Below are 23,629 nucleotides of genomic sequence, written 5' to 3'. Positions count from 1 at the left end.
AGCGGCGCGACTGCACCGGCTCGGATACTGACGCTTGACCGCGCCGGCAAGGCGCGGCCCATTAACCTGGGCCGGCAGACGGCGTATGGTGGGAGTCACATCCCCTGTGGAGAAGTCGCTATGTTCAAGGTATTGCGCAACGGTGAGAACCGCATCGACGTCGAATTTTCCGGCAAGCTCGACCGCGAGGAAATGCGCGACGCACTGGATGAGCTGAGCCACTCATCCGAGGGTATCGAGCACGGCCTGATGTTTTATCGAATCGGCGATTTTGCGCTGCCGACCCTGGGCGCGGTGGCCGTCGAGTTGGCGCGTATTCCGCAACTGTTCCGTTTTGTTCGACGCTTCGACCGCATGGCCGTGGTCGCCGGCAAGGAATGGGTGAGAAAAGCCAGCGAGCTCGAGGGCGCGCTGATTCCGGGCCTGCAGATCAAGGCCTTCGATCTGGGCCAGGAGGCGGAAGCCGAAGCCTGGCTGCAGCGTTAGTAGCAGAAGTAGCAGAAGTAGCGAAGGCTAGAAGGCGGCGGGCCTTGCACAAGACCCGCCGCACCCGCTTCGACGACCGGCCAGCGGGCGAATCAGCGCATGCCGGACCAGGCGTCCCGCGAATTGATCGGCGGCAAGCCGTTGCCAGCCGCGCAGGCGCAGTTCGGCGCTGGCATCCAGCTTGACGGCGCCCGCTGCGGCATCAACGCGCGCGCATGTGGCGAAGCAGGTCGGCACTCGGCTCACCGGACTTGAGCAATCCGTGATCGCTCTCGTAACTGTGGATCGCCGTATAGATCTCGTCCGTGAGCTGGTCAGACGGACGTCCTACGCGGTAGCCAAGGCTGCGCAGCTCTTGCTGGATAGCGGCGACATGCGCTGGTGCGGCCGCGGGCATCGAGGCCGTTGCCGCGGGGTCCCGACTGAGGATCGGGGCGCGCAGATGGGTCAGCAGGGTCGAACTGATGTTGCCGTCATCGAGCAGGCCATGCGAGCGCTGATAGGCCAGGATTGCCGTACGCGTGCGGGCGCCCATCAAACCATCCGCCAATCCGGCGCTGTAGCCGCGATGGTTGAGTTCGCGCTGGACTTCCAGCACGGCACTGGAGGCGGTCTTGGCAGGTTGCACCTGCGGTTCTATGGCGTACAGCCATTCCCCGGATTGCGCGAGCGCCAGGCCAGAGAAGCCCGAACACATGGAGAAACCGCCCAGCAATGCGGTATACAGCCAACAACTGCGCAAATCGAACATGCGGCGGCCCTCGTCAATGGAGAAATTGTCAGGCGCGTTTTTGCGCCATCGCTCGGGACTGCCAATGCCAAAAGCCGCGCATCTTGGCATAGACACGGCATTGCTTGCGCAATATTCCGAGCCATAACGCGACTATTGGCGGCAAGGGCGCAAAAACTGTACGAATGGCGGATATACGGGGGGTTGTTCAGCGGATGGCTAGCCTTGGATGGCCGCCCCATACCGTTCATGGACGCTAAAACCATGACATCCCGGGATGTCGGTTTTGTGATCATACGGACGAGAGGCGACCGCCTCTGTTCGGCAGCACACACATAGATCGCGTTACGCACCTGCCGGGCACGCAAACGTTGCCGGCAGACCTGTTGCCCGCCGTGGCTGGCGCCGATTGCGCGAACCTGGCGCGCGGCCCCTAGGCGAACCCTGGGCCAGCTGGATGTTCTGCTCGATTCACCGCGGATTGCCATGGCTTAACGCGGCGTGCCGAACACCTGGGTCCAGTAGATGAGCGCATCGCTCTCGGGATTCACCGCGTAGGCGGCCCCCATCTCGGTGAAGTCCGGGTTCATGACATTGGGGCAATGGGACGGGCTGGCCAGCCAGCCGGCTACCGCCTGTTTCGCGCTGCCCTGGCCGGCGGCGAGGTTTTCACCGATGCGCAGCCAGCCGTAGCCGGCGTGCTGGGCGCGCACGCCCGCATGGCTGCCGCCTTTACCGGTATGGCTGAAGTAATTGCGCGCGGCCATGTCACGGCTGTGCGCCAGTGCGGAGCGGGCGAGTCGTGCATTCCAGGTCAGTGGCGCTGCCGCCGCGAACGCCTGGCCGCCGCAGTTCCTGGGGGTGGCGCGGGCCTGATTGACCTGCTGCAGGATCGCCCGCCCCGCCTGCTGCCAGTCGCCCAGGTCTGGGGAGAGCAGAGGCTGTGCGAGTATCAGCTGCCAGGTCTTGCCCCTGCGCAAAACGCCGATCTCGCTGTAGTGCGGATCCAGCAAGGGGCCGCAATAACGCTGTTTGAGCGCAGACATCACGGCATTGACGTTGATGGATCCCGCCAGGGTAATCACCTGCACCCTGCCGGCCTGATAGCCGGCCCGCTTCAGTTCACGCTGCAATTGCGCCTCGGAAGCCACCAGCACCCGCGCCAACCTGCCGTCGGGCGCCAGCGGACCCAGTGACGGGGCTTGCCGGTCGTCGCAGATGGGCGAGGCCTGGCGATACATGTTGATCAGCGTCAGCAGGGTCCGTGTCTCGGAGGCCTGCGCCGCAGGGATCGACAGCATGGCGACCAACAGCAGCGCAACGCCGCGCAGGCGGCTGCGACCAGGAAGACGCCGGGGTTCGGACAAGGGTTCGCGTATCGCGGCCATGGTTTCTATCATCACCTTGCGGATATGCCTGCTGCTGCGCTGAACAAGCCAAGTGTAGACAACGCGACTGGCGAAAAAGGCCTGGGTAGCTGCATGTACAAGACGCGTGCGTGTCTGTACCCGGCGCCCCGATCCCCGGGCATGCTGACCCTACTGCGGCGTGCCGAGCAGCAGCGTCCAGTAGATGCCCGCATCGCTCTGCGGATTCACCGCATAGGCGCCGCCCATCTCGGTGAAGTCCGGGTTCATCAGATTGAAGCAGTAGGTGGGACTGGCCAGCCAGCCGGCGACTGTCTGTTTTGCCGTGCCCTGCCCCGCGCCGATGTTTTCGCCGATCAGTTGCCAGTCATAGCCATCGAGCATGGCGCGCGTACCCGCCAGGCTGCCATCCCTTGCGGTGTGACTGAAGTAGTTGTGCACGGCCATGTCGCGGCTGTGTGCCAGGGCGCTTTGCCCGAGCTGCTCGCTCCAGCGCAGCGGCGCTGCCGGACTCAAGGCCTGGCTGCCGCAGCGCTGCGGTTTGCCGCGAGCGGCATTGACCAGTTGCAGGATTTCCTGCCCCGCCGCCTGCCAATCCGGCATGCCGCCGGGCAGGAATGGCCGGGCAAGAATCACCTGCCAGGTATTGCCAGTGTGCTGCACCCCGACATCTGCGTATTGCACGTCCAGCAGCGAGGCGCAGTAGCGCTGCTTGAGCGCCTCGAATGCGGCGTCCACGCTGTCCGGCCCGGACAGGGTCAGCACCTTGACCGTGGCCGGCTGATAGTCCACCTGCTGCAAGGCATCCTGCAACTGCACACTGGGCGCCAGCTGCGCGCGGGCCAGGCGTTCGTCGGGCACCAGCGGGCCGGCGACCTCGGCTGGCTTGCCGGCACAGGTCTGTGGCGCTTCGCGGTACTGGTTGATCAGCGCGATGAGCTGCTGGCTGTCGCTGGCGGAGGCCGATGCGCCAGCGAGCAGCGCAACCGTCGCCAGCGTGAGCGATGCCAGGCGGTTACTGCGCGCGCGGCGGCAGGTCGAATGTGCGGTTTGGGGCATGGTTGGTGTCATCCACGTCATGGAGCTTGATGGCCTGGGCGGGCAGCTAGGTAGCCGCGAATATTAGTAGCCTAGACCCTATGTTCATACGCCAGGTCTGCGACAACGTAGAAGAATGACGCTTGCTCCATCCTCCCATCGCGCTGGTGGAGCAAAACAGCGTCACTCAGCCTACCCGGTTCTCATGGCCCGGATCGGCTCCAGGGTAATCCGGGCTTGTCCACGCTGCGCAACCTGCCCTCAAGGCAAGCGCGCAATCCTGTTGCGGCAGCCATCGCCAGATCGCCCGCGCCCTGGGGTTTCAAGGCTGGACAAGCGTGTTCAGCCGCCCGCCAGGCTCCGGCCGCTCATCACCGCGGAACACCTGGCCAGCCCCCCTATGAAAGGCCCGCGAGCAGGCACCCCAAACGCGCAGCCAAGGGCAATGCCGATAACCAGCCAACGGTTATAAATGAGTGTTTCTTGAAAACTTTCTAAACCAATTGGTCAATTTGCTTGCCCAAGGAGCAGTTCACATTGCCCAGGCACTACCGCTCGGAGCGGGTCTGTCTATCGCGCAGGGCTGAAAAGCTCGCGCGATTACCACCCCCGACATGGGTATGACGGTTTCAAGGAGAGAATGCATGAGCCTATCCATAGGTGTGGTACGCCAGGTTATCGGTGAGGTTTCGCTAGTCGGTAACGACGGCGTCAAGCGCCGCCTGGTTGAAGGCGATCGGGTGTTCCTCGGTGACCAGCTGGTTTCCGGGAGTGATGGCTCGGTGGCGATCAGGCTCGACCAGGGCGACGAATTGGCCATGGGCAGCGCCAGCAGTCTGCTGCTCAGCCCGGCATTGCTCGCCGGCGATGCCGGCGTCGAGCCCGTGGATCCGCTGACCAGCAGCGCGCCGCTGCGCGAAATCCAGGAACTGCAGCGCGCCATCGCGGCGGGTGAAGACCCCAGCACAACTACCGAAGCCCCGGCGGCCGGCGCTCAGGCGGGCAGCGGCGGTAGTGGCAGCGGTGGTCACTCGTTCATCCTGCTGCAGGAGACGGCTGGCCAGCTGGAGGCGCAAATCGGTTTCGACACCGCGCCGCTGGCGTTTGCCAACCTCGATATCGCCTTGCACAGCGTACCGCTGGCCGCCGAATCGGACGAGCCGATAGTCCCCGGCGAGCCGGTCGTACCAGTCGTGCCCGTCGATCCGCTTGAGCCGAGTGTGCCGCCGGTCGCCGAACCGCCCGTGCTGGTGATCGGTAGCAACGCCGACGATGTACCGGACGCAATTGCTCCCCACCTGCAGCCAAACCCGCTGAACCCGGCCCCTGCCGGCATGCTGGCGGGCGGTTCAGGCAACGATGTGCTGATCGGTGATGGCGGCGGGACGCAGAGCCTGACCCTGCCCGGCAAGAACTACAACATCGCCCTGCTGGTGGACACCTCGGGCAGTATGGCCCGCGACTCGGGTTCGGGAGTGTCGCGCATTCAGCTGACCAAGGATGCCTTGAGCCACCTGGCCAACCAGCTGAAGAATCATGATGGCGTGATCAACGTGCAACTGCTGCCGTTCAACAGCGATGTCGGCACGGTCACTACCATCTACGGCCTGAATGCGGCCAACGTCGGCATCCTGCTGTCCGCCATCGACGCCCTGAGCTTGACCGGGCACACCAATTACGAGGCGGCCATGACTGAGGCCAGCCAATGGTTCAACCAGCAGATCATCGGCGCCGGCGCGGACAGCGCCGGCAATTTCGAGCAACTGGCCTTTCTCCTCTCCGACGGACAGCCCACCATGTACCTGGATGAACAGGGCAATCCGGTGTTCGACACGGCCCACATCACCAATTTCCGTGACGTCGACGAAGCCCTGCAGGCCGGTAGCGGCATGTTGCACGAAGGCATTGGCGGTGAGCAGATCCAACTGCACAGCATCAGTATCGGCTCGGCCAGCACCTCGGCGGTGCTGGACCTTTTCGACAATACCGCGCCAAGCGGCCCGAGTTCGCTGAACCTGGCCGATGGCACAGTAGTGACCGCCCCGGCCGGCAGCTCGCAGATCGTCCACAGCGCCGCAGAGTTACAGGCCTTGCTCACTAGCGGCTCGACCAGTGCTGGCGCGCTGGCGCTGGGCGATGATCAGCTGTCCGGCGGTGCAGGTGACGACATCCTGTTCGGCGACAGCTTGAACACCGACTTGCTCGCCTGGCCCGGGCACCCTGCCGGCAGTCACGACGGCCAGGGTTATCAGGCCCTGCTCGACTACCTGCAGGCCGGCAATGGCGGCGCCGCACCGAGCCTGACCCAGGTGCGCGAATTTGTTGTCGATCAGGCCTTCGACCTGAGCCTGACCAGCGCCCCAGGCGGCAGCGATCTGCTCAACGGCGGCGACGGCAATGACATCCTGTTCGGCCAGGGCGGCAACGACAGGCTCATCGGTGGGCAAGGCGACGACCTCCTGATTGGCGGCAGCGGCCAGGATGTCTTTAGCTGGAATGCCGGCGATCAGGGCCACGACCGCATCCTTGACTTCACACTGGGCGGCCCCGAGGGCGACGCCTTGAATCTGCACGATCTGCTGGGCAGCGAGGAATCCGGCGTGCTGGCCGATTACCTGAATTTCTCCGTGCTCGGCAGCGGCAGTTCAGTCAGCACCCTGATCTCGATCAGCGCCGATGCCGGTGGCCCACCGAGTCAGATGATCGAGCTGTCCGGCGTCGACCTGGCCGCGCACTACGAGATCACTACCGGCCCCGGCGGCATGATCAGCGGCGGCGCGGATACCACGCGAATGATCGACGGGCTGTTCGGTGACAACGTACTGCGTCTGGACACGGCCTGAACACGCACACCGAGACAGCCGGTACATCGAGCGGCAGCCGTATCGCGCCCATGCAGAGACATGGGCGGGATAGGCGCCCTGCGTTGCCTCCGGCTTAGCCCAACTGGTCGACCATGACCGCGTTGGTATAAACCAGACTGCCGTCACTCGCCCGATGCCCGACCAAATGGAATTGGCCGCGCTCCTCCGCATCCAGATACACGCGCCACTGGATATCGGACAAGGGGCCGCATTCATCCGGCGTACTCAACTCCATAGTTGTCACATCGGCATCGACCATGGCTTCTGGCTCATGAGTCTTCTGCAGACGCTCTTCGGCCCGCTCCAGGCGCAAATGCTCGGGTTCGCTGACATGAAACTGGAATTGGCCAATCGGCGTGGATTTTGTGGCGCCGCTGGCTTTGCACCAGCCTTCAATGGTCAAGGTATTCATGGCATGACCTCCTGCAGTGGATACCCGTATTGTCTATTCCCTCCCGTACTGATTTTAGACAATCCACGCCAACAGAAGTTATGCACGGTCCTGGCAAGGACCGCTGCACTGCAAGGCGCTTGAATAGAGTTGCAGGATGAGGCGGACTGCGAGCGTAGATGGGTCGGGCCGCGTAGGTTGAGCGCGGCGATACCCGGCAACGAGCGCAGGCCCAACAGCAGGCAACATCTACCAGGGGTTCCGCGCGACCCGACCTGCGCGCCGATCCAGCCGACAAAGCCGCTACTTGACCAGCAGCACCGGCACCGGCACCCCGTGCACCACCTGGCTAGCCACAGACCCAATCACCAGGTTGCCCAAGCTGCTCATACCACGGGTGCCCATTACCACGGTGTCGCAGCCGTATTTCGCGGCAGCCTGGGTCACCTCGGCAACCACGTCGCCCAGCACCTCATGGGACTGGCAGGGGATTTTGGCCGCCCCGAGCAACGCCACAGCCTCGGCATTGATCACCCCTGCATGCTCCAAGGCCGCGGCATTGAACTGTTCGATCATGCTCGCCGAGCCGTAGTTGCCAAAGAAGGTGGGCTCGGTCTGCACGTTGATCACATGCACCGAAAGGTTCGGATTGCTCCGAGCGGAATCCACCAGGTATTGAATTGCCCGCTTGGCGCTGGGCGAGCCGTCGAATGGAACCAGTACATTATGCATAGCGTTCTTCCTGCCGATGATGATGGCCGTGTAGTGACCGTCACAAGCATAGTTCCAGATACTCGCCGCCCCCCATTGACCTGCATCAAAGCTCGCGAGCAATCACCCCGCGCCGGTCAGCCGCCCAGCGCAATGGTCGCGGCGACCAGGGCAACCCCCAGCACGGTAAACACCAGCGCGGCGATCAAGGGTCGACGGGCACCGGCAAAGCGACCGTAGCTCAGACCGATGAAAAACAGCATGCTCAGGGCAATCGCATTGGACGCGCGCAAAGCATGGTGGGGCTCAGCAAGCAGTACGAACGGCAGCACCACCGGTAGGGTGGAAAGGAACACCAGCAAGAAAACCGCCAGCGCCGCACGCAGGTCACTCCAGCCTATAAGCAGGCGTGTCTGCGCTAATTGCAGCGTCAGCAGACGCTGGTGCAGGGTCTGCACCTCCTCAGCTTGCATCACCCTGGTGACCGGGCCTGGCAAGGCCTCGTCCAGCAGCTCGGCGGCCTGTGCAGAACCAAGCGGCGCTTTGTGCAAGTGCAGCCAGAGGCGCCAGGCATGACCGCGCTCGGCAAGACGATTGAGCAGCAGCATGCAACCGTCCACCAGGCCCCAGGCCAGGTTGCAGCCCAGACTGGCGATCAGGAGTTCGCGTACCGAACTTTCCCCGGCGTTGACCACGCTGAAGGTGCCGGTGAAGGTCAGCACCATGAGCAGGCCAAACAGAATTTCCGACATGCGCGACACCGGGTCGAGTGCTGCCTCTGCCGATGTTTTTTTGTCGCCCTGATCATTGCTCGCCATAGCCACCCCTGTTTGCTCAGATTTCAGTGATCCCTGTAACCAGTGTGCGAGTAAAACGACTTGCCGCCAGTTGCGGCCAGGAAAATTCCTGCATGCCCGCGGCAGTACGCCCGAGGTGTTGCGCCAACGACGCCGGCCATGCCTGGCCCAGCGTTTTAATAGCCGCCCGATTGCGGTAGGCTCTGCAGCTTATTTGAAAAGGAGTCACCCCCATGGCCAAAGCCACTGCCCGTCACATCCTGGTTGCATCCGAAGCCAAGTGCCTCGAACTGAAAGCCGCTATCGAAGGCGGTGCCGACTTCGCCCAGGTTGCCAAAGACAACTCCACCTGCCCGTCCAGCCGCAGCGGCGGCGACCTCGGCTCGTTCGGCCCAGGCCAGATGGTCAAGGAATTCGACACCGTGGTGTTCAGCGCCCCGATCAATGTCGTGCAAGGTCCGGTGAAAACCCAGTTCGGTTACCACCTGCTCGAAGTCACCAGCCGCCAGGACTGACTGCCCGGAGCGTACCTGTGCCAGGCACAGGTACGCTGCCCCTCCGCTGCAGAGCCCGATTGCAGGGTGGCGCCGAAGAGTGAAGCCCAACGACATCAACCTGTCGGGCTTGCCGAACTCATAGGCTGTGAAAATATCGAGCGCCGTCGCCAGGTATTCGCCAGACGCAACGCCATGCAGCGCAGCTGCTCGGAGCGCAGCGACAACCCGCCAGCATTAGCTCGCACCGATCATCTACGGATCGCGGATTGCTGTTAGCCATCGAGCATGGCCTTGTCAATCACATCGTCCGCCCAACTCAACGCCGCAACCACAGTCGGGAAACCGATGGTGCTGGTGAGCGAGAGCAGCGCGTGATGAATCTGCTCCGCAGTGGCGCCGGCTTCCAGCGCCCGCCGCACATGGCTGTGCACCGCACCTTCGGAATGAATGGCTGCCGCGGCGCCCAGTTGCACCAGTTGAATGACCTGCTGCTCCAGCGGGCCGGCATGCCGCACGGCCTTGCCCAACGCCTCCACGGCGTCGAAGTAATCCGGGTGCTGTTTCCTCAGGCGTTGATAGGTCTCGAGTTCTCTTAACCTTTCCATGCGAGTCTCCTCATGCTGGACGTGCGCTGGTGTTTGCCCTTCGGCTCAGGCCAGGGCGGTTTCATTCAGGGTAGTCGCCTGGGGCGAAAGATGGCGGGTTACGGCCAGACGGCCGGTCCGGCAAAGACTCTGGCGTAGGCGGGACCCTGCCAAAGCGGGTCATCAGCGCCACAGCGTGACGCGTAATGTCACCGGCGAGCTCCCACGCTGGAGCGTGAGAGCCATCAGCGGTTGTGAAAAAACTCTCAGCACTTCTTCAGTAATGCCAGAACAGCATTGCCAGGCCTGCCCTCAATTGCGGCGATAATCGCGGTGGTTACGCTGGTCGCGGTAGTCGCGGTAGTCGCGGTCATTGCGGTAATGCCCGCGAACCTCGCGGACCGGCACGGCCACGTAGCGCACCTGTCGTGGCCCGTGACGATAACGCTGATACGGATTGGGGCGTGGGGCGTAATGCACCAACCGTTGCGGCTGGCGGTAATCATGGCGATGGCGGTCGTCATGCGAGTTATTCAACGTAGAGACCAGCAGCGCGCCGACGGCAACGCCGGCGATCACCGGGACGACTGCGCTTCGCTCGAAAGCGGAAGCACCGCCGGCCGCCACCAGGCATCCGGCCAACAGTACAACCTTGGAAATTCGACTGAGCATAAGTACCTCCGGGTATCCAAGGGGACGTATTCCCCTACGTCCATCAAACAACAGGTACTCGTCAGCGGAGGTCAGCCGTGAGTAAGCCGCTGGTAAAGATTGCTTGATGGCGGCAATACCCCTGCGCGACGCGGAGCGTCATGGGCTGGGCGCCCACGCTGGAGCGTAGGCGCCATCGGGGGCCTGTCGAAGCAAACTGATCGCGCCCCTCGATCAACGGAATAGGGCGGCGCTAGATAGACAGGTATACTCGCGCCCCACTTTTCCCTCGGCAGCCGCGGACCTTTCATGACCAGCACCCACTCGCCTGACCCAACGCTCGCTGCTCAGGCTACCGACGTTGCACCCGGCCTAGCCGCCACCAGCGAACCGGCCCCGGCTAAAAAAGCCGCTCTGCCAGGCTTTGCCTCGCTGTTTTCCGCTGCTGCGGTCGCCTCGGCCAAGAACGACGGCCAGGCCTGGCACCTGAAGGGCAACAAGTCCGCTCACGAAAAGAAGATCGGCCCGGCACCGAATGGCACCCGCCGTTCCATGGGCAAGCGCTAGCAGCGCTGACGCAGCAGGCGTCCTCAAGCCAGACGCAGGCGCCCGTACAGCCAGCCGCCGCAGACGTTGATCAACAACCCGAACATGACCAGGAGCGCGCCGAGCACTTGCAGCGGGCCGAGGCGTTCGTCGAGCAGCAGTGCCGAAGACGTCAGCCCCACCACCGGCACCAGCAGCGAGAACGGCGCCACCTGGCTGGCCGGATAGCGCGAGAGCAGGCGGCTCCACAGGCCATAGCCGAGAATGGTCGCGCCGAAGGCCAGGTAGATCAGCACCAGGATCGAATCCAGGCTGATGCCGCGTAGCGCGGTCTCAATCACCTCGGGCCCTTCAAGCAACCAGGAAAGCGCCAGGAATGGCAACGGCGGTACCAGGCTGCCCCACACCACCAGGCCGACCAGGTTCACCTTGCCCAGCTTGCGCGTGACGATATTGCCCAGCGCCCACATCGAGGCCGCGCCAATGGTCAGGGCAAACCCGGCCATGGTCATCAGCCGGTCGCCCTGCAGGCCGATCAGCAGCAAGCCAGCCGCCGCCACCAACAAGCCGAACAGGTTGGTCATGCGCAGGCGCTCGCCGAGAAACAGCGCGGCGAACAACAGGGTGAAGAACGCCTGGGATTGCAGCACCAGTGAAGCCAGGCCTGCCGGCATGCCCACCGACATGGCATAGAAGAGGAAGGCGAACTGGCCCAGCGAGATGGTCAGGCCGTAGAGCAGCAGCCAGCGCAGCGGGATCTGCGGGCGCTTGACGAACAGAATCGCCGGAAAGGCCGCGAGCATGAAACGCAACGCCCCCAGCAGCATCGGCGGCATGTCGTGCAGGCCGACCTTGATCACCACGAAGTTCAGCCCCCAGACGATGATCACGACCAGCGCCAACAGCAGATCCTTGGGCGACATGGCGCTTCCTCATCATTACCGGTGAACGGCCATTAGAGCAGCGACGGCAGATCGTCCCTATATACAGTCGCTCGACAAAACAGCCACACAGTCCGCTGCACGCATCCAGCGCGGGACGATCGGCGGCAAACCCGGCACACGCCATTCAGCAACGGCCCGCCCTCTGCTACCCTGCGCGCTTTTGCGCTGTGGCCTGGATTTATGAGCCTGTCTGATCTCCTCCTGTTTGCTCTCCCGGCGGTGTTCCTCACCGGGCTCTCCAAAGGCGGCTTCGGCGGCGCGCTGGGCGGTATTGCGGTGCCCTTGTTGGCGTTGGCCTGCACGCCGAAGCAGGCAGCGGCCGTGATGTTGCCGATCCTCTGCCTGGCCGACGTGGTGGGACTCAAGGCCTATTTCGGCAAGTGGGATGTGGCCAACCTGAAAGTGATGATGCCCGGCGCGCTGATCGGCATCGGCATCGGCTCGCTGACCTTCGAGCTGCTCAATGAAAACCTGATCGGCTTGCTGATCGGGGTCATCGCCGTGTCCTTCGTACTGTTGGGCCTGATCAACAGCAGCCAGACGCCGCGGCCGCTGCACAAGGGCCGCGGCACCCTGCTCTCGGCCCTGGCCGGCTTCACCAGTTTTGTCGCCCACGCCGGCGGCCCGCCGGTGATGATGCACCTGCTGCCGCAGCGGCTCGACAAGGTGCGCTACGTCGCCACCATCAACCTGTTCTTCCTGCTCACCAATGCCCTGAAACTGATCCCCTACACGGCCCTGGGCCAGTTCAGCGAGGAGAATCTGCTGCTCAGCCTGATGCTTGCGCCTATCGTGCCGCTTGGCGTGTGGAGCGGCCTGTGGCTGCAATCGCGGGTCAACCACGACTGGTTCTACCGTATCGCCCGCCTGGGCATGTTGCTGGCAGGCATCCAGCTGATCTGGCAGAACCTGTAGGAGCCCGTGCATCGGGCGATGGCAGCGAGGCTGGCGGATGTTTGACGACTCAGTTATTCAGGCAGCAAACCCAATAGGAGACTAGCCATGAGCCGAGCGGAGTTTCACCAGCAACGCGCCGAGCAAGCGACCGCCGAGGCCAGGCGCCTGCTGGCCGAGCGGGAAACCCTGGGCACACGCTGGCTGCCCTGGGTGGCGAGCGAACTTTACCGCCTGAGCCCAGCCGAATACGCTGCCATGGTGCGCCGCGAGCTGGAGCGCCTCGCGCAGCAGTAGCTGCCTTCAAGGTTTGTGCAGCCCCCGCTTCTGGCGCAATTGGCGGGCGGTGAGCATTTTGGCCGAGAGGGCGCGGCCCTAGTCGAACGGTTTGGCACTGCTCAGCGGGCCGACGATCACACCCGTGAGGCTGACCGGCTATTTCACCAGCAGTACCGGCACCGACACCTCATGAATCACCCGCGTGGCCACCGAGCCCAGCAGCATGCCGGTGAAGCTGCCCAGACCGCGCGTGCCCATTACCACCGTATCGCACTGCAGATCCTTGGCGGCGAGGCCTATTTGCTCTGCCACGTTGCCGAATGTGGTGTGTTTTTCATGGCCAATTCCCGCCGCCCGCAGTTGATCGGCCGGCCATTCGAGCGTCTCATCGGCCGCCGTCTTCAAGGACTGGCGCATATTGCTGATCATTTCATCACTTACATATTCGCCATACAACGTGGGTTCATGCTGCACGTTGAGCAGATGCACCTCCAGCGTTGCAGCATGCATGCGGACGAAATCAAGCACGTACTGCAGCGCACGTTTCGAGCTGTCCGAACCATCGAATGCAAGCAGTATCTTGCGCATCACACGTCTCCTTTTTCCGCTTCATTTACCAGCATAGACCGGTGCGGCCTGACCCGGGTTCAGAGCATGGTCGGCGCGGAGCCACTCAAGTGTTTATTTCACCAACAGCACCGGCACCGACACCTCATGAATCACTCGCGTGGCCACCGAGCCCAGCAGCATGCCGGTGAAACTGCCCAGGCCGCGCGTGCCCATCACCACGGTGTCACAGCCCTGTTGATCGGCGAACTCGCTCACCTTGGCCGCCACATTGCCGAGCGCGGTGTGCGCCTTGTAGCTGATACCGGCGGCCTTCAACTGGTCGATTGGCCACTCGAGAGCCTGGTCTGCACTGGCAATCAGTGACTGCTGCAATTGATCGATAATCGTGCTGGTCACGTACTCGCCATACAACACCGGCTCTTGCTGCACATTGAGCAGATGCACCTCCAGCGTCGCCGCATGATCACGGGCGAAGTCGATGACGTACTGCAGCGCACGCTTTGAACTGTCCGAGCCATCGAATGCAACCAATACCTTGCGCATAACCTGTCTCCTCTAAGATTCACGACAAGCATAGACCAGCGCATCGAGCCGTCAGTTGCGCCAGGACAAGTTGGCCGCGGCACGCATTCGACTCAAGCCGCCAACGCCTGGACGATTTTCACGGATCAAGCGGCTGCCAGCAGATACCCGCTAGCGCTGGCGACGACGCCATGGCCAATCAAAGGATGCCAGGCGCCGGCGGAGCGATTAAAATCGGTCGTCTAACTCCGTAGCCTGGTTTTCTGCTGGCCGCCGCTCACCTGGGCGGGGCATCACCGCTAAAACCTCACGGCCGGCTACTTATCCACCCGCACAGACCAAGAGAATCCGCATGGGCGCACAATGGAAAGCCAAACCTAAAGAAGCCGCCGCCAACGCCAGAGGCAAGATTTTCGGCCGGCTGGTGAAAGAAATCATGATCGCCGCACGTAACGGCGCCGACCCGGACATGAACCCCAAGCTGCGCCTGGCCGTGCATCAGGCGAAAAAAGCCTCGATGCCCAAGGACACCCTGGAGCGGGCGATCAAGAAAGGCGCGGGTCTGACCGGGGAAACCGTCAACTTCGAACGCACCACCTATGAAGGCTTCGCGCCGCATCAGGTGCCGGTGATCGTCGAATGCCTGACCGACAACATCAACCGCACCGTGGCCGAGATTCGCGTGCTGTTCCGCAAGGGCCAGATGGGTGCTTCCGGCTCGGTCACCTGGGACTTCGACCATGTTGGCCTGATCGAAGCCTCCAGCGACAGCGGCGCCGACCCGGAGCTGGCCGCCATCGAAGCCGGCGCCCAGGATTTCGAGCCGTCCGATGAGGGCAACACCCTGTTCATCACCGAACTGACCGATCTCGACGCGGTGTGCCGCGCCCTGCCCGACCAGGGTTTCACGGTCAACTCGGCCAACCTGGGCTATCGGCCGAAGAACCCGGTCAGCGGCCTGACGGACGCCGAAATGGAAGAAGTCGAAGCCTTCCTCGAGGCCATCGACGGCCACGACGATGTGCAGAACGTCTATGTCGGCCTGGCCGGCTAGTCGCAGAGCTTAGAGTTTGCCCATGTAACACACTGCCGAGCTGGGTTCGGCCCGGCGGTCCAGCTCCTCTTCGAGAAACTCGGCCAGCACCTGGGCATTGTTCAACTGCTGCTCGCGCGCGGCGAACAACAGGGTCAGGGTGCCCTTCTCGGCACTCTCCAGCAGCCCTTGCCAATATTCCGGATGACCGGCCAGTTCACGCCGGTAGAGTTGGCGAAACTCGGCGAACCGCTCGGGCGCGTGGCCAAACTGGCGGCGCAGCTCAGCGGAGGGCGCCACCTCGCGCAGCCAGGCGTCCAGTTGCAAGGTTGCCTTGCTGCACCCGCGCGGCCATAGGCGGTCGACCAATACCCGCCGACCATCGGTTGCAGCCACCTCTTCGTATACCCGTTTGCACTGAATCATCGGCCTCTGCCCTTGTGATCGCCCATATGCCTGAGTACCGTGGCCGCTCTTGCCAGGAGAGTTTCGATGCACGCCAGCCGTATTTTATTGTTTGCCCTGTTGCCGCTATTTGCCAGCTGCCAGGTGTTCAGCGAAAAACCCAAGGTCGACTCGGTGAAGCATAGCCGTCTGCAAGGCGAGCTGAGCCTGGACGCAGGCCAACTGCTGTTTCGCCCCTGCCAGGAGCAGCGGCGTTTTGTCATCGCCAATGACGGTGCGACCGGCATCATGCGCGACGCGGCCGAACTACTGGCCGACGGCCCCGGCCCCCTGTTTGCCGATCTGCGCGGCCAGTTGGCGGCCAGCCAGCGCGCCGGCATCGATGGCCAACTGACGCTCAGCCGGGTGTACCGCCTGCAACGCGAAGGCCAGGGCTGCGATGACGCCAACTTCAAGCGCACCATCCTCCGTGCCAGCGGCCAGGAGCCAGGCTGGAGCGTGGTGGTCGGCAGCCAGGGGTTGGTTCTCAACCGCGCGGGCCAGCAACCGCTGGCCTTGCCCTATCTGGAAGAACAGCTGCCGGAAGGCCGCCTCAACCTGACCAGTGAAGCCAACGGCCAGCACCTGGAGTTGTGGGCCGCACCGCAACGCTGCGTCGACAGCATGAGCGGCGCAGTACAGCACATGTCTGCCGAACTGCGCCTGAATGGTGAAGTGATGCGCGGCTGCGCCTACTTCGGCGGCGCGCGCGACGATTGAGTCACCCGTTGCTGCATTGTGCTGGGCTGAAGCGCAACGCCGCCCGGCCCACCAGCAGAACCGCTGATGGATCCAGGCCAGTGCTGCGTGCCCCTCCAGGCCCAATAGCGCCTATAATCGCTGCCTTCCCAAAGCTGCCGGGTTGCCTCCGGCCCTGATCCTGGATTGCCTCATGCTGCGTATCACCGAACTCAAGCTGCCGCTCGATCACCCCGAAGAAGCCCTGCGCCCGGCCATAGTCCAGCGCCTGGGGATCGGCCCTGAGGATTTGCTCGACTTCAGCCTGTTCAAGCGCAGCTACGACGCCCGCAAGAAATCCAGCGAGCTGCAGTTCATCTACACCATCGACTGCAGCGTGCGCGATGAAGCGGCGCTGTTGGCCAAATTCGCCGACGACCACCACGTAACCGCCGCCCCGAACATCAGCTACCAGCCGGTCGGCCAGGCGCCGGCCAACCTCGACGAACGCCCGCTGGTGGTCGGCTTCGGCCCCTGCGGGATCTTCGCCGCGCTGATTCTGGCCCAGGCCGGATTCAAGCCGATCGTGCTGGAACGCGGCACCGAGGTGCGCCAGCGCACCAAGGACACCTGGGGCCTGTGGCGCAAGAACGTGCTCAACCCCGAATCCAACGTACAGTTCGGCGAGGGCGGTGCCGGCACCTTCTCCGACGGCAAGCTGTACAGCCAGATCAAGGATCCCAAGCACCTGGGGCGCAAGGTGCTGCAGGAGTTCGTCAAGGCTGGCGCACCGGAGGAAATCCTCTACGTCAGCAAACCGCATATCGGCACCTTCCGCCTGACCGGCGTGGTCGCCACCATGCGCGAGGAGATCAAGGCCCTGGGCGGCGAAGTGCGCTTCCAGCAGCGGGTCAGCGATCTGCTGATCGAGGATGGCCAACTGCTCGGCGTGGTCCTCGACAGCGGCGAACAGATCCGCAGCCGCCATGTGCTGCTCGCCCTCGGCCACAGCTCGCGCGACACCTTCCGCATGCTGCATAGCCGTGGCGTGTACATGGAAGCCAAGCCGTTTTCGGTGGGTTTCCGCATCGAACATCCGCAGTCGCTGATCGACCGTGCGCGCCTGGGCAAGTACGCCGGCCACCCCAAGCTCGGCGCCGCCGACTACAAGCTGGTGCACCACGCCAGCAACGGCCGCTCGGTCTACAGCTTCTGCATGTGCCCGGGCGGCACCGTGGTCGCCGCTACCTCGGAAGCCGGGCGCGTGGTGACCAACGGCATGAGCCAGTATTCGCGCAACGAGCGCAACGCCAACGCCGGCATCGTCGTCGGCATCACCCCGGAGCAGGACTACCCGGGCGGCCCGCTGGCCGGAGTGGAATTGCAGGAACGCCTGGAATCCCAGGCCTACCTGCTCGGTGGCAGCAACTACGAGGCACCGGGGCAACTGGTCGGCGACTTTATCGCAGGCCGGCCGTCGACCGCTCTGGGCAGCGTCGAGCCGTCCTACAAACCGGGGGTCAAACTCGGCGACCTGGCCCTGGCCCTGCCGGACTTCGCCATCGAGGCGATCCGCGAAGCGCTGCCGGCCTTCGACAAGCAGATCAAGGGCTTCGCACTTGCTGACGCGGTACTCACCGGCATCGAGACGCGCACTTCCTCGCCGCTGCGCATCACCCGCGGCGCGGATATGCAGAGCCTCAACGTCAAGGGCCTGTATCCGGCCGGCGAAGGCGCGGGCTATGCCGGCGGCATCCTCTCCGCCGGGGTCGACGGCATTCGCGTGGCCGAGGCGCTGGCGCGGGATATGCTGGGACTTGCCGAGGCCTGACCCCGTAGGGTGCGTCGTGCGCACCAGCAACAGCCATATGGCGGCGCAATTCTGTCGCTTACGGCTGCACCTGCAAGCGACAGACCGTGGTGCGCCCCGAGCCATAGGGGCGCCGCTGCGGGTCGGTGTAGCTCTCGATCTCGACGAAACCGGCCTTGCGCATCATCCCCGCCGAGGCGGCGTTCTGCTCATGGCGGTCGATATAGATATCGACGATGCCCTGCTCGGCCAATTGCCCGACTGCCTGGCTGAGCAGGCGCGAACCCAGCCCCTGCCCGACCAGCGCCCGGTGGGTTACCGCCTCGCAGATATAGGCGTGCAGCTGGCCGCGACGCACTTCGGGCTGATAGCGCTCGAAGTGCCTGGAAAGCCGATAACTGACGAAACCCAGCAATTCGCCCGCGCGCTCGGCCAGAACCGCCTGCACCGCACCAGCGGCGATGCCCTGCAGATGGGCGATCACTTCGTCCTCGGGCAGGTGGTTCCAGGGGTTGGGCCCGTGCTCGAAAATCAGCGTGCACATCTCAACGATGTCCTCCGCCTGCGCCCGGCGTATTTCGAAGTCGCTCATCTATCCTCCCTGCGTCAGTGAGCCCGTAGCCCGGCTAGAGGCCTGCCGTTGGCACATCACCCGGCAATGGCTCGCCGCGTTCGGCGCACGCCGCCACCGCCTCGATCAGCGGCGCCAGCGCGAAGCCCTGGCTGTGCAGCCAACTCTGGTCGTAATAGGTGGTGGCATAGCGCTCGCCGCCATCGCAGAGGATCGCCACCACTGAGCCGGACTGGCCGGCCGCGACCATGCGCCGCGCCAGCAGCAGCGCACCGATCAGGTTGGTGCCGCTGGAGCCACCGACCCGCCGTCCCAGACGCCCGGCCAGGTAATGCATGGCGGCCAGGGACAGGGCATCCGGCACCTTGCACATGGCGTCGATCACCGTCGGCAGGAAGGATGCCTCGACCCGCGGCCGGCCAATGCCTTCGATGCGCGAGCCGCAGTCCAGGGTCAGGCTGGCATCACCGCTGCGGTAGTAGTCGAAGAACACCGAGCGCTCGGCATCGGCGCACAGCACCCGGGTGGCATGCCGACGGTAGCGCACATAACGGCCCAGCGTGGCCAGGGTGCCGCCGGTGCCGGCGCTGGAGACCAGCCAGGTCGGCTCGGGATAACGCTCGCTGCGCAGCTGCTGAAAGATCGCTTCGGCGATGTTGTTGTTGGCGCGCCAGTCGGTGGCGCGCTCGGCGTAGGTGAACTGATCCATGAAATGCCCGCCGCTCTCCCTGGCCAGCCGTTCGGATTCGGCGTAGATCTGCGTCGGGTCGTCGACCAGGTGGCTCTTTCCACCATAGAAGGCGATCTGCGCGATCTTTTCCTGCGAGGTGCTGGCGGGCATCACGGCGATAAAGGGCAGGCCCAGCAGACCGGCAAAATAGGCTTCGGAGATCGCCGTGGAGCCGCTGGACGCCTCGACCACCGGCGCGCCGGGCTTGAGCCGGCTGTTGCACAGGGCATAGAGAAACAGCGAGCGGGCCAGGCGATGCTTGAGGCTGCCCGTCGGGTGGCTGGACTCGTCCTTGAAGTACAGCTCGATGCCTGGCAAACCGGGCAGCGCCAGGGGGATCAGGTGGGTATCGGCACTGCGCTGGAAATCCGCCTCGATGATGCGGATCGCCTCGCGCGCCCAGGCTCTTGAATCGCTCATCACTGCCTCCTCAATCCAGTACGCCAGCCGGTACGGCTGGCGGTACGGCTGGCGCAGTGCGCCATTGGCTCAAGGCCACCCCGCCGAACACCAGCGCCGCCGCGAGCAGTTGCATGGCGTTCAGCCGTTCGCCGAGCAGCAGCATGGCGAATACCAGGGTGAACAGCGGAATCAGGTTGGTGAAGCCCGACGCCTGGCTGGCCGGCAACTGGCTGACGCCATAGTTGTACAGGCCATAGGCGCCGACCGTGACCACTACACCCAGATAGGCCACGGCCGCCAGCCCCTGCAGCGAGAGGCTGGCAGGCATGGGCGCGCTGAGCAACGCCAGCGGCAGGAAGAATACGCTGCCGATAAACGCCTGCATCGCCGTGAGGATAAAGGCCGAATAGCGCGTGGACAGGTGCTTGAGCAGCAGGGTGTAGCCCATGGCGCAGAGCATGGCGAGCAGTTCGAATAAGTTGCCGAGCAGGGGGTTGGGCGCGTGCTGGTCGGCATGGCCGGCCAGGCTCAGCCAGACCGCCCCCACTAGCGCCAGCAGAAAGCCGGCCAGGGTGGTCCGGCTGATCCGCTCACGCAGGAAGACGAAGGCGCCCATGGCCACCAGCAACGGCAGCAGCGCGGTGATCATCCCGGCCTGCGAGGCGCTGGTGTTCTGCAGCGCCAGGGCCTCGAAGATGAAGTACAGGCAGGGCTCGCAGGCAGCCAGACCGAGCAGGTACTTCCAGTCGCCGCGGCGGTAGCGAAGGCGTCCGCGCCAGCGCCAGGCGAGCAGGAACACCAGGCTGCCCAAGGCCATGCGGGCGAAGATCACCCACATCGCCGGCAACTCGGCGAAGGCCCATTTCAGGGCGATAAAGGAACTACCCCACAGCGCCATGGCCACGATCAGGCAGATCACTGCCAGCGCCCTGCCCTGACCGCTCATATGCCGCTCCACGCAAAAGCTGGAGTGTAGCCAGGCCGGTGCAACGCGGACAGGTACAGTCAGGCACGCGAATTGTGCGCCTGGCGATGGTTTGGAGCATGCGCGATCCGTAGGGTGTCACTCGCCGCAGGCAGTGCACCATGGGTTGATCGGTGCGGCACACAAGCTGGCTGGCTGTCGCGGCGTTCTGAACGGAACGCCGCTCGAGCCGCCCTTCTACTGCTCCCAGGGCCTGCCGCGGGTCTTGTCGCTCAGGCGCAGTTTCTGCTGCAAGGCGGCCTTGGCCAGCATGTGGGCGCTGACCGGCGCGGTGATGAACAGGAACAGGGTGATCAGCAGCTCGTGCAGGCTGATGCCATCGCCCCGGCTGCCGAAGTAGATCAGCGAGGCGATGACCATGCCGCCCACGCCCAGGGTGGTCGACTTGGTCGGCCCATGCAGGCGCATGAAGAAGTCCGGCAGGCGGTACAGGCCAATGGCACCGACCAGGGCAAACAGGCTGCCAAGCAGCAGAAACAGGGCGACCAACGCTTCGATCCAGCTATGCATGACCATTCCTTACTCGATGATGTCGCCGCGCAGCAGGTATTTAGCCACCGCCACGGTGCCGATAAAGCCCATCACGGCGATCAGCAGCGCCGCCTCGAAATACAGATCCGAGCCCAGCCAGATACCGAACAGCACCAGCAAGGCAATGGCGTTGATGTACAGGGTGTCCAGGGCCAGGATCCGGTCCGGCATGTCGGGCCCCTTGATCAGGCGCGCCAGGGTCAGCACCAGGGCCAGGCCCATGATCGCCAGACACAAGGGAATCACGTAGGCGAGCATGCGAATACCTCCAGCAGCGGTGCTTCGTAGCGGTGCTTGATCTGCTCGACCAGCGCGGCCTCGTCGTCCACATCCAGACTGTGCACCAAGAGGATCTTGCGGTCGTCGCTCAAGTCGGCGGATACCGTCCCCGGGGTCAGGGAAATGATGCTGGCGAGCATGGTCAGGGCCAGTTCGTCCTCCAGCAGCATGGGGATTTCGACGAAGGCCGGACGCAACCTGGCGCTGGGACCGAGAATCAACTTGGCCACCTGCAGATTGGCGATGACGATATCGCCCAGTACCCGCAGGAAGAACAGGCACAGCTTCAGCGGTTTGCGGATCCGCGGCGGGTTGATCCAGAACACCTGGGTCAATAGCGGAATCAGCCAGCCGAGCAGAGCGCCAAGCAACCAGTGGCCAACGCTGATGTCGTTCACCAGCAGCAACCAGACCAGCAGCAAGGTCAGGCTCAGCAGCGGATGGGGCAGCCAGCGACGGGCCGTCATGATGCACCTCCCGGGAGTAGGATCTGGCGATACAACTGCAGGTCAAGCAACTGGCTGGCCGTTGCCTCGACATAGGTCAGCAGGGGCGCGGCCAGACCGACCAGCAGCGGGCTGAGCAGCAGCAGGCCGATGCAGGCCAGCAAGCGGCCGCGATCCAGTTCGGCACTGTCCAGCTGGCTCAGACCGACCCGCCAGAACAGGGTGCTGCCGGCGCGACTGAGGGCGATCAAGGTGGCCAGGCCACCGCCCAGCACCACCGGCCAGAGAAACAGGGCCTGCAGGCCTGGTTCGACCGCACGCAACAACAGCAGCTTGCCGATGAAGCCGGATAGCGGCGGCAAGCCGGCCACACTGATTGCCCCGACAAAGAACAGGATCCCCAGCAGATGCGGGTTCTGCAATGCCGGCCCCTGGATCAGCTGGGTGGCCTTCTCCCCGCGCTGGCGCGCGATCAAATCAGCCAGGAGGAACAGGCCACCGGCAATCCAGGTGCTGTGCAGCAGGTAGTACAGCACCGCAGCCAGGGCTTGCGGCGTGCCCAGGGCAAGCCCCGCGAGCAAGGTGCCGACCGAGACCACCACCAGGTAGGCGAGCAAGCCGTGCAGGCTGTTCGCCGCCAGCGCGCCGATGACGCCCAGGCCGATGGTCAGCAGCGCCAGCGGCCAGAGCCATTCCTGGGCCATGTTGGCCAGCATGCCGGCATCGTCGCCGAAGATCAGCGTGTACACGCGCAGGATCGAGTACAGACCGACCTTGGTCATGATCGCGAACAGCGCCGCCACCGGTGCCGTGGCCGAGGCGTAGGCCCTGGGCAGCCAGAAATACAGCGGCAGGAACGCCGCCTTCAGGCCGAACACCACCAGCAGCAGCAAGCCGGCGGCGCCCAGCAATGGCGCCTGATCGGCATTGGCCGCGGCGACCCGTACGGCCATGTCGGCCATGTTCAGGGTGCCGGTGATGCCGTAGAGCACACCGACCGCCAGCAGGAACAAGGCCGAACCGACCAGATTGAGGATCACGTAGTGCAAGCCGGCGCGCACCCGGTCCGGGCCGCCGCCATGCAGCAGCAACGAATAGGAGGCGATCAGCAGGATCTCGAAAAACACGAACAGGTTGAACAGGTCGCCGGTGAGAAAGGCGCCATTGAGGCCCATCAACTGGAACTGGAACAGCGCATGGAAGTTGCGCCCGCGCTCGTCATCGCCGCGTGTCGCATAGAGCAGGGCGAAAAATGCCAGCACCGCGGTGGCCACCAGCAGCAGCGCACTGAGCCGATCGAGCAGCAGGATGATGCCGAACGGCGGCTGCCAATTGCCCAGGGCATAGACCTGCAGCACACCCTGGTCGGCCTGCCACATCAGCCAGAAGCTCAGCAGCACGAGCACGGCGGTGGAGCTCAGCGACAGGCTGCGTTTGACCGGCATGCTCAGCCGGGCACCGAACAGCAGCAGGCAGCCGATGAACATCGGCAGCACTATCGGCAGGATCAAGCCGTGATTCATCGTGCGGACTCCCGGCCATCGACGTGGTCGGTTTTCATTTCACCGACACTGCGCAACGCCAGCACCACCACGAAGGCGGTCATGGCAAAGCCAATCACGATGGCGGTCAGCACCAGTGCCTGCGGCAGCGGATCGGCATACTCGGCGCTGGCGCCGATCACGGTGGTCGCGCCGGTTTGCAGGCGGCCCATGGCGAACAGGAACAGGTTGACGGCATAGGAAATCAGCGTCAGGCCCATCACCACCGGAAAGGTGCGCGCCCGCAGCAGCAGGTAAACACCGCTGGCGGTAAGGATGCCGAGGGCTGCGGCAAACAAAGCTTCCAT

General features: G+C 64.0%; 29 protein-coding genes. 9 read left to right on the top strand and 20 right to left on the bottom strand.

What is annotated here, in order from left to right; translation table 11 throughout:
• Window positions 1-120 precede the first annotated feature (120 nt).
• Window positions 121-486: a SpoIIAA family protein gene (locus G9C89_RS04610; protein ID WP_172145360.1), complete on the top strand. Its 366-nt coding sequence runs from the start codon at window positions 121-123 to the stop codon at window positions 484-486.
• Between the two features lie 202 nt (window positions 487-688).
• Here the strand turns inward: G9C89_RS04610 and G9C89_RS04605 are convergent, their stop codons facing one another.
• The 3 genes from G9C89_RS04605 to G9C89_RS04595 all read right to left on the bottom strand — a co-directional run bounded on the left by G9C89_RS04605 (window position 689) and on the right by G9C89_RS04595 (window position 3,642).
• On the bottom strand, window positions 689-1,237 hold the full coding sequence (locus tag G9C89_RS04605; RefSeq protein WP_172145357.1) for a peptidoglycan-binding domain-containing protein: 549 nt from the start codon (window positions 1,235-1,237) through the stop codon (window positions 689-691).
• Between the two features lie 470 nt (window positions 1,238-1,707).
• Window positions 1,708-2,604, bottom strand: a complete 897-nt coding sequence (locus G9C89_RS04600) for a CAP domain-containing protein (RefSeq protein ID WP_256674108.1) — start codon at window positions 2,602-2,604, stop codon at window positions 1,708-1,710.
• A 150-nt stretch (window positions 2,605-2,754) separates the two neighbouring features.
• Complete coding sequence (locus G9C89_RS04595) at window positions 2,755-3,642, bottom strand: CAP domain-containing protein (protein WP_172145354.1); 888 nt, start codon at window positions 3,640-3,642, stop codon at window positions 2,755-2,757.
• A 623-nt stretch (window positions 3,643-4,265) separates the two neighbouring features.
• On the opposite strand from G9C89_RS04595, the gene G9C89_RS04590 reads away from it, so the two are divergent.
• Window positions 4,266-6,464, top strand: coding sequence for a retention module-containing protein (locus G9C89_RS04590; protein ID WP_172145351.1), 2,199 nt, complete (start codon window positions 4,266-4,268; stop codon window positions 6,462-6,464).
• Window positions 6,465-6,558: 94 nt separating this feature from the next.
• Here the strand turns inward: G9C89_RS04590 and G9C89_RS04585 are convergent, their stop codons facing one another.
• The 3 genes from G9C89_RS04585 to G9C89_RS04575 all read right to left on the bottom strand — a co-directional run bounded on the left by G9C89_RS04585 (window position 6,559) and on the right by G9C89_RS04575 (window position 8,339).
• The gene (locus tag G9C89_RS04585; RefSeq protein WP_172145333.1) at window positions 6,559-6,897 is read right to left on the bottom strand and encodes a hypothetical protein; all 339 of its coding nucleotides are present in this window, start codon (window positions 6,895-6,897) and stop codon (window positions 6,559-6,561) included.
• A gap of 282 nt (window positions 6,898-7,179) precedes the next feature.
• Complete coding sequence (locus tag G9C89_RS04580; protein WP_172145330.1) at window positions 7,180-7,608, bottom strand: universal stress protein; 429 nt, start codon at window positions 7,606-7,608, stop codon at window positions 7,180-7,182.
• 116 nt (window positions 7,609-7,724) lie between these two features.
• Window positions 7,725-8,339 carry a VIT1/CCC1 transporter family protein gene (locus G9C89_RS04575; RefSeq protein WP_172145327.1) on the bottom strand — a complete coding sequence of 205 codons (615 nt, stop codon included), beginning with the start codon at window positions 8,337-8,339 and terminating at the stop codon, window positions 7,725-7,727.
• Window positions 8,340-8,617: 278 nt separating this feature from the next.
• On the opposite strand from G9C89_RS04575, the gene G9C89_RS04570 reads away from it, so the two are divergent.
• Window positions 8,618-8,899, top strand: a complete 282-nt coding sequence (locus G9C89_RS04570; RefSeq protein WP_172145324.1) for a peptidylprolyl isomerase — start codon at window positions 8,618-8,620, stop codon at window positions 8,897-8,899.
• Between the two features lie 254 nt (window positions 8,900-9,153).
• On the opposite strand, the gene G9C89_RS04565 is transcribed toward G9C89_RS04570, so the two are convergent.
• A complete protein-coding gene (locus G9C89_RS04565) occupies window positions 9,154-9,486 on the bottom strand; it encodes a carboxymuconolactone decarboxylase family protein (protein ID WP_172145322.1) in 333 nt (110 codons plus the stop codon).
• Between the two features lie 291 nt (window positions 9,487-9,777).
• The gene (locus G9C89_RS04560; RefSeq protein ID WP_172145319.1) at window positions 9,778-10,137 is read right to left on the bottom strand and encodes a hypothetical protein; all 360 of its coding nucleotides are present in this window, start codon (window positions 10,135-10,137) and stop codon (window positions 9,778-9,780) included.
• Window positions 10,138-10,425: 288 nt separating this feature from the next.
• On the opposite strand from G9C89_RS04560, the gene G9C89_RS04555 reads away from it, so the two are divergent.
• Window positions 10,426-10,683, top strand: a complete 258-nt coding sequence (locus G9C89_RS04555; protein WP_172144888.1) for a hypothetical protein — start codon at window positions 10,426-10,428, stop codon at window positions 10,681-10,683.
• Window positions 10,684-10,706: 23 nt separating this feature from the next.
• On the opposite strand, the gene G9C89_RS04550 is transcribed toward G9C89_RS04555, so the two are convergent.
• Window positions 10,707-11,585, bottom strand: a complete 879-nt coding sequence (locus G9C89_RS04550) for an EamA family transporter (protein ID WP_172145316.1) — start codon at window positions 11,583-11,585, stop codon at window positions 10,707-10,709.
• 201 nt (window positions 11,586-11,786) lie between these two features.
• Between G9C89_RS04550 and G9C89_RS04545 the strand changes: the two genes are divergently transcribed.
• Both G9C89_RS04545 and G9C89_RS04540 read left to right on the top strand, forming a co-directional pair.
• Complete coding sequence (locus tag G9C89_RS04545) at window positions 11,787-12,521, top strand: sulfite exporter TauE/SafE family protein (RefSeq protein ID WP_172145313.1); 735 nt, start codon at window positions 11,787-11,789, stop codon at window positions 12,519-12,521.
• An 87-nt stretch (window positions 12,522-12,608) separates the two neighbouring features.
• Complete coding sequence (locus tag G9C89_RS04540) at window positions 12,609-12,797, top strand: hypothetical protein (RefSeq protein ID WP_172145310.1); 189 nt, start codon at window positions 12,609-12,611, stop codon at window positions 12,795-12,797.
• Between the two features lie 138 nt (window positions 12,798-12,935).
• Here the strand turns inward: G9C89_RS04540 and G9C89_RS04535 are convergent, their stop codons facing one another.
• Window positions 12,936-13,367 carry a universal stress protein gene (locus G9C89_RS04535; RefSeq protein ID WP_172145307.1) on the bottom strand — a complete coding sequence of 144 codons (432 nt, stop codon included), beginning with the start codon at window positions 13,365-13,367 and terminating at the stop codon, window positions 12,936-12,938.
• 93 nt (window positions 13,368-13,460) lie between these two features.
• Entirely contained in the window at window positions 13,461-13,892 is a 432-nt protein-coding gene (locus tag G9C89_RS04530; RefSeq protein ID WP_172145304.1) for a universal stress protein, read from the bottom strand.
• A 331-nt stretch (window positions 13,893-14,223) separates the two neighbouring features.
• On the opposite strand from G9C89_RS04530, the gene G9C89_RS04525 reads away from it, so the two are divergent.
• Window positions 14,224-14,925 carry a YebC/PmpR family DNA-binding transcriptional regulator gene (locus tag G9C89_RS04525; protein ID WP_172145301.1) on the top strand — a complete coding sequence of 234 codons (702 nt, stop codon included), beginning with the start codon at window positions 14,224-14,226 and terminating at the stop codon, window positions 14,923-14,925.
• Between the two features lie 9 nt (window positions 14,926-14,934).
• Here G9C89_RS04525 and G9C89_RS04520 read toward each other — a convergent pair whose 3' ends face one another.
• A complete protein-coding gene (locus tag G9C89_RS04520) occupies window positions 14,935-15,330 on the bottom strand; it encodes a DUF488 domain-containing protein (protein WP_172145298.1) in 396 nt (131 codons plus the stop codon).
• 66 nt (window positions 15,331-15,396) lie between these two features.
• Here G9C89_RS04520 and G9C89_RS04515 point away from each other — a divergent pair, with 66 nt between their 5' ends.
• The gene (locus G9C89_RS04515; protein ID WP_172145295.1) at window positions 15,397-16,068 is read left to right on the top strand and encodes a COG3650 family protein; all 672 of its coding nucleotides are present in this window, start codon (window positions 15,397-15,399) and stop codon (window positions 16,066-16,068) included.
• Window positions 16,069-16,240: 172 nt separating this feature from the next.
• Entirely contained in the window at window positions 16,241-17,857 is a 1,617-nt protein-coding gene (locus tag G9C89_RS04510) for an NAD(P)/FAD-dependent oxidoreductase (RefSeq protein WP_172145292.1), read from the top strand.
• A gap of 58 nt (window positions 17,858-17,915) precedes the next feature.
• Here the strand turns inward: G9C89_RS04510 and G9C89_RS04505 are convergent, their stop codons facing one another.
• From G9C89_RS04505 to G9C89_RS04470, 8 genes are all read right to left on the bottom strand, one after another.
• A complete protein-coding gene (locus tag G9C89_RS04505) occupies window positions 17,916-18,428 on the bottom strand; it encodes a GNAT family N-acetyltransferase (protein WP_172145289.1) in 513 nt (170 codons plus the stop codon).
• Between the two features lie 34 nt (window positions 18,429-18,462).
• A complete protein-coding gene (locus G9C89_RS04500; RefSeq protein ID WP_390623762.1) occupies window positions 18,463-19,560 on the bottom strand; it encodes a PLP-dependent cysteine synthase family protein in 1,098 nt (365 codons plus the stop codon).
• Window positions 19,561-19,567: 7 nt separating this feature from the next.
• Entirely contained in the window at window positions 19,568-20,485 is a 918-nt protein-coding gene (locus G9C89_RS04495; protein WP_172145283.1) for a DMT family transporter, read from the bottom strand.
• A gap of 216 nt (window positions 20,486-20,701) precedes the next feature.
• A complete protein-coding gene (locus tag G9C89_RS04490; RefSeq protein ID WP_172145280.1) occupies window positions 20,702-21,034 on the bottom strand; it encodes a Na+/H+ antiporter subunit G in 333 nt (110 codons plus the stop codon).
• A 9-nt stretch (window positions 21,035-21,043) separates the two neighbouring features.
• Window positions 21,044-21,313: a K+/H+ antiporter subunit F gene (locus tag G9C89_RS04485; protein ID WP_090498666.1), complete on the bottom strand. Its 270-nt coding sequence runs from the start codon at window positions 21,311-21,313 to the stop codon at window positions 21,044-21,046.
• Window positions 21,298-21,801, bottom strand: a complete 504-nt coding sequence (locus G9C89_RS04480; RefSeq protein WP_172145277.1) for a Na+/H+ antiporter subunit E — start codon at window positions 21,799-21,801, stop codon at window positions 21,298-21,300. The genes G9C89_RS04485 and G9C89_RS04480 overlap by 16 nt, the downstream gene beginning before the upstream one ends.
• Complete coding sequence (locus G9C89_RS04475; RefSeq protein WP_172145274.1) at window positions 21,798-23,303, bottom strand: monovalent cation/H+ antiporter subunit D; 1,506 nt, start codon at window positions 23,301-23,303, stop codon at window positions 21,798-21,800. Before G9C89_RS04475 ends, G9C89_RS04480 begins: the two co-directional genes overlap by 4 nt.
• Complete coding sequence (locus tag G9C89_RS04470) at window positions 23,300-23,629, bottom strand: Na+/H+ antiporter subunit C (protein ID WP_172145271.1); 330 nt, start codon at window positions 23,627-23,629, stop codon at window positions 23,300-23,302. Before G9C89_RS04470 ends, G9C89_RS04475 begins: the two co-directional genes overlap by 4 nt.

Source organism: Pseudomonas tumuqii (assembly GCF_013184545.1).
GTDB classification, from domain to species: domain Bacteria; phylum Pseudomonadota; class Gammaproteobacteria; order Pseudomonadales; family Pseudomonadaceae; genus Aquipseudomonas; species Aquipseudomonas tumuqii.
Note: the sequence above shows the minus strand (reverse complement) of the source record. Positions and strands in the feature narration are given on the sequence as shown.

Coding starts and splice junctions, on each gene's coding strand:
- G9C89_RS04495 (WP_172145283.1), bottom strand. CDS start 20,485: ATGAGCGGTCAGGGCAGGGCGCTGGCAGTGATCTGCCTGATCGTGGCC.
- G9C89_RS04605 (WP_172145357.1), bottom strand. CDS start 1,237: ATGTTCGATTTGCGCAGTTGTTGGCTGTATACCGCATTGCTGGGCGGT.
- G9C89_RS04565 (WP_172145322.1), bottom strand. CDS start 9,486: ATGGAAAGGTTAAGAGAACTCGAGACCTATCAACGCCTGAGGAAACAG.
- G9C89_RS04480 (WP_172145277.1), bottom strand. CDS start 21,801: ATGACGGCCCGTCGCTGGCTGCCCCATCCGCTGCTGAGCCTGACCTTG.
- G9C89_RS04595 (WP_172145354.1), bottom strand. CDS start 3,642: ATGCCCCAAACCGCACATTCGACCTGCCGCCGCGCGCGCAGTAACCGC.
- G9C89_RS04530 (WP_172145304.1), bottom strand. CDS start 13,892: ATGCGCAAGGTATTGGTTGCATTCGATGGCTCGGACAGTTCAAAGCGT.
- G9C89_RS04555 (WP_172144888.1), top strand. CDS start 10,426: ATGACCAGCACCCACTCGCCTGACCCAACGCTCGCTGCTCAGGCTACC.
- G9C89_RS04580 (WP_172145330.1), bottom strand. CDS start 7,608: ATGCATAATGTACTGGTTCCATTCGACGGCTCGCCCAGCGCCAAGCGG.
- G9C89_RS04575 (WP_172145327.1), bottom strand. CDS start 8,339: ATGTCGGAAATTCTGTTTGGCCTGCTCATGGTGCTGACCTTCACCGGC.
- G9C89_RS04570 (WP_172145324.1), top strand. CDS start 8,618: ATGGCCAAAGCCACTGCCCGTCACATCCTGGTTGCATCCGAAGCCAAG.
- G9C89_RS04550 (WP_172145316.1), bottom strand. CDS start 11,585: ATGTCGCCCAAGGATCTGCTGTTGGCGCTGGTCGTGATCATCGTCTGG.
- G9C89_RS04525 (WP_172145301.1), top strand. CDS start 14,224: ATGGGCGCACAATGGAAAGCCAAACCTAAAGAAGCCGCCGCCAACGCC.
- G9C89_RS04485 (WP_090498666.1), bottom strand. CDS start 21,313: ATGCTCGCCTACGTGATTCCCTTGTGTCTGGCGATCATGGGCCTGGCC.
- G9C89_RS04610 (WP_172145360.1), top strand. CDS start 121: ATGTTCAAGGTATTGCGCAACGGTGAGAACCGCATCGACGTCGAATTT.
- G9C89_RS04590 (WP_172145351.1), top strand. CDS start 4,266: ATGAGCCTATCCATAGGTGTGGTACGCCAGGTTATCGGTGAGGTTTCG.
- G9C89_RS04470 (WP_172145271.1), bottom strand. CDS start 23,629: ATGGAAGCTTTGTTTGCCGCAGCCCTCGGCATCCTTACCGCCAGCGGT.
- G9C89_RS04540 (WP_172145310.1), top strand. CDS start 12,609: ATGAGCCGAGCGGAGTTTCACCAGCAACGCGCCGAGCAAGCGACCGCC.
- G9C89_RS04510 (WP_172145292.1), top strand. CDS start 16,241: ATGCTGCGTATCACCGAACTCAAGCTGCCGCTCGATCACCCCGAAGAA.
- G9C89_RS04585 (WP_172145333.1), bottom strand. CDS start 6,897: ATGAATACCTTGACCATTGAAGGCTGGTGCAAAGCCAGCGGCGCCACA.
- G9C89_RS04535 (WP_172145307.1), bottom strand. CDS start 13,367: ATGCGCAAGATACTGCTTGCATTCGATGGTTCGGACAGCTCGAAACGT.
- G9C89_RS04600 (WP_256674108.1), bottom strand. CDS start 2,604: ATGGCCGCGATACGCGAACCCTTGTCCGAACCCCGGCGTCTTCCTGGT.
- G9C89_RS04520 (WP_172145298.1), bottom strand. CDS start 15,330: ATGATTCAGTGCAAACGGGTATACGAAGAGGTGGCTGCAACCGATGGT.
- G9C89_RS04475 (WP_172145274.1), bottom strand. CDS start 23,303: ATGAATCACGGCTTGATCCTGCCGATAGTGCTGCCGATGTTCATCGGC.
- G9C89_RS04515 (WP_172145295.1), top strand. CDS start 15,397: ATGCACGCCAGCCGTATTTTATTGTTTGCCCTGTTGCCGCTATTTGCC.
- G9C89_RS04560 (WP_172145319.1), bottom strand. CDS start 10,137: ATGCTCAGTCGAATTTCCAAGGTTGTACTGTTGGCCGGATGCCTGGTG.
- G9C89_RS04545 (WP_172145313.1), top strand. CDS start 11,787: ATGAGCCTGTCTGATCTCCTCCTGTTTGCTCTCCCGGCGGTGTTCCTC.
- G9C89_RS04490 (WP_172145280.1), bottom strand. CDS start 21,034: ATGCATAGCTGGATCGAAGCGTTGGTCGCCCTGTTTCTGCTGCTTGGC.
- G9C89_RS04505 (WP_172145289.1), bottom strand. CDS start 18,428: ATGAGCGACTTCGAAATACGCCGGGCGCAGGCGGAGGACATCGTTGAG.